3 protein-coding genes and 1 rRNA gene are annotated in these 2,979 nt (G+C 64.1%); 3 read left to right on the top strand and 1 reads right to left on the bottom strand.

Features of this window, described 5'->3' with window-relative positions:
• Positions 1-264 precede the first annotated feature (264 nt).
• From AB4Y87_RS25805 to AB4Y87_RS25815, 3 genes are all read left to right on the top strand, one after another.
• Positions 265-858 carry an HhH-GPD-type base excision DNA repair protein gene (locus tag AB4Y87_RS25805; RefSeq protein WP_442007070.1) on the top strand — a complete coding sequence of 198 codons (594 nt, stop codon included), beginning with the start codon at positions 265-267 and terminating at the stop codon, positions 856-858.
• 113 nt (positions 859-971) lie between these two features.
• Positions 972-2,486 carry an HNH endonuclease gene (locus tag AB4Y87_RS25810; RefSeq protein ID WP_442007071.1) on the top strand — a complete coding sequence of 505 codons (1,515 nt, stop codon included), beginning with the start codon at positions 972-974 and terminating at the stop codon, positions 2,484-2,486.
• Between the two features lie 82 nt (positions 2,487-2,568).
• On the top strand, positions 2,569-2,751 hold the full coding sequence (locus AB4Y87_RS25815) for a hypothetical protein (RefSeq protein ID WP_442007072.1): 183 nt from the start codon (positions 2,569-2,571) through the stop codon (positions 2,749-2,751).
• Between the two features lie 140 nt (positions 2,752-2,891).
• Here AB4Y87_RS25815 and rrf read toward each other — a convergent pair.
• Positions 2,892-2,979: ribosomal RNA gene (rrf, locus tag AB4Y87_RS25820) — 5S ribosomal RNA — on the bottom strand; the annotation flags it as partial.

The following is a 2,979-nucleotide window of genomic DNA, read 5'->3' on the forward strand; positions in this document are numbered from 1 at the left end:
TGGAAAAGAAGAGTTATTTTTGGCCGCCTACCGAACCGTACACACCTTCCGGCTTTCCGTTTCGCACCCGGCGACTCAGAAAACAATACACGCCCCACACCCCCAACGCAAATCCACCCCAACAACCACCCAACACAACCCCAACACCCCCCGAACACCACCCCAAAAACTGGCGACAGCCCCGCCGTCGGGCATAGCTCCGCTCGTTCATCAACCTGGCCATCGTGACCACTCCCGATGACGACCGTGCGCACTGGTGGGAGGATGGGACGCATGGAACTGCACATCACAGGAGATGCCGCCGCCGATCAGCTGTTAAGTGACGATGCGTTCGCATTGCTGACCGGAATGTTGCTCGATCAACAGGTAACCATGGAGTCGGCTTTTGCCGGTCCGGAAAAGATCCGTACGCGCCTCGGATCACTGGATCCCAGCACAATCGCAGACTACGACCCCGCAGGCTTCGTAGAGGTATTCAAAGAACGCCCTGCCGTGCATCGCTTCCCAGGCTCCATGGCCGGCAGGGTCCAAGCCCTCGCCGAAACCGTGCAACGGGATTGGAACGGAGACGCTGCAGCCATCTGGACAAGTGGCAATCCGGATGGCGCCGAAGTATTGCGCCGGCTCAAGGCCTTGCCTGGGTTCGGAGAGCAGAAGGCTAAGATCTTCCTTGCCCTGCTCGGAAAGCAATGTGGCCTTCAAGCCAACGGATGGCGGGAAGCGGCTGGGCACTACGGCGAGGAGGGTTCATACCTCTCTGTCGCGGACATCGTGGATCCAGACTCCCTGGTCAAAGTTCGGGCAAGCAAACAAGCAGCCAAAGCAGCCGCGAAGGCCTCTAAGACAACGAGCGCCTGAATACTCTGACGTCGGGAGACTAGCGATCGCGCGAGGTTCCTCACCCTTCAGCTTTTCCACATAGGTGAATTGGTGCCTGCTGCCGGATCGACCGTGCTGGAAGAGTGTTTTCCATGGACAGGTTTCGCGAGCTGCAAGCAGCCAGGGTGGCTTCCACTGTGCCTGTACCTGGGAGCGGCGATTTCACCGGCCCCGGCTTCCGTCGCTCTGACGCTGAGGAGCTGCTTGTCCGGGTGGGCGCTTTCCGCGTCGCCGCGGCCAGCAATGAGTTGATTGATCAGATTCGTGGCCTGGAGGACGTGAAGTCAGCGATCGCGGCTTTGCAGGCGCGGGCGTCGGTGGCGTTTGACCTGGCGCAGCGCCGGGAGCAAGCCTCTGCTGATACGCCCTCCTCGGAGCGTGGTCAGGGTGTGGGCGCGCAGATCGCACTGGCGCGCCGGGAGTCACCGAACAAGGGGTCCCGGCTCCTCGGGCTGGCCAAAGCACTGGTGTCGGAAATGCCGCGCACCATGGCCGCCCTGGAAACCGGGCACCTGAACGAATGGCGCGCCACCCTGCTGGTGAAGGAAACAGCCTGCCTGTCCGTCGAAGACCGGGCAGCCGTCGATGAGGAACTCGCCCCCGACACCGGAACGTTCGACGGCGTCGGAGACAAGACCATCATCGCCGCCGCGAAAGCCGCGGCCTACCGTCGTGACCCCCGCTCGGTGACCCAGCGCGCAGCCCATGCCGCGTCCGAACGGCACGTCAGCCTCCGCCCGGCCCCGGACACCATGACCATCCTCACCGCACTGCTCCCCGTCGCCCAAGGCGTCGCCGTCTACGCCGCGCTCACCCGGCACGCCGACTCCGCCCGCTCCGGCGGGGACACCCGGACCCGCGGCCAGGTCATGGCCGACACCCTGACCGAACGCCTCACCGGCACCCCCGGCGGCATCAGCGGCGTCAACGTGCAGCTCGTCATGACCGACCGGACCCTCGTCCAAGGCGACAGCGAACCAGCACGGCTCCAGGGCTACGGAATCGTCCCCGCCGAATGGGCCCGGACCCTCGTCGCCGGAGAGCCAGCTGGGGCAGAGGCGAAAGACGGAGCCGGAGCCGCGGGGCAGGCTGAGGTGAGCACAGAGTACAAGGTGAGCCCGAAGTCCAACGAGGGCAAGGACTTTAGAGTCTTGCTCCGCCGCCTCTACACCGCACCCGCCAGTGGTGAACTGCTGGCCATGGATTCCAAAGCCCGACTCTTCCCACCCGGAATGCGGCGCTTCATCGAAACCAGAGACGACACCTGCCGCACCCCCTACTGCGACGCGCCCATCCGCCACATCGACCACGTCATCCCCTGGCACCAAGGCGGCGCCACGAGCCTCGCCAACGGCGCGGGACTCTGCGAAGCATGCAACCACACCAAAGAAAACCCCGGCTGGAACACACAAACACTCCCCGGCGGCAGACATGAACTGGAAGTGAGCACACCCACGGGACACAGATACAAAACCACAGCCCCACCATTGCCGGGGAATGCGAGTGCTCCTGAAACAACGGCCGGGACAGTCGAACGTCAGCTGCAGCACCCGCAGGCCCCTGCTCGTCGTCCGGTCCTGAACACCTCGGGGCGCTCCCGTCCCTGAGGGGGCGACACGAGGCGGGGTGACAATGCCCCACGCCCTGCCCCACGGTCATTCGGGGCCGGCATTCATGGGAGCACGAGCGGTGGGACGTTCAAGACCTCGGGATCAACAGATCGCGCGGCTCCACGGCCGACGTCTCGGCTTGATCGCGTCTACCGCTGAGCTCGGCGGCCGGGAGGGCGTGGTCCTGGGGTTGGTGGCAGGCTTCGAGTGGTTGATCATCGGCGCCAGCCATGAGCCCGTTGGGGTTCCTGAACAGGTTTAACGACGAAAGGCCTCCATAGTGGAGGCCTTTGTCTTGGCTTGAGCCTGGGCGCGCGTCTGGTCAAACCGGCCTTGCACCATTTGTTGGTTAAATGGGGGAAGCCCCGACCGTCGTGGTCGGGGCTTTCCCTGTTAATGATTGTCCGGCGGTGTCCTACTCTCCCACACCCTCCCGGGTGCAGTACCATCGGCGCTGTGGGTCTTAGCTTCCGGGTTCGGAATGGGACCG

Origin of the sequence: Paenarthrobacter sp. RAF54_2, from assembly GCF_052113945.1 — a bacterium.
Lineage (GTDB): Bacteria > Actinomycetota > Actinomycetes > Actinomycetales > Micrococcaceae > Arthrobacter.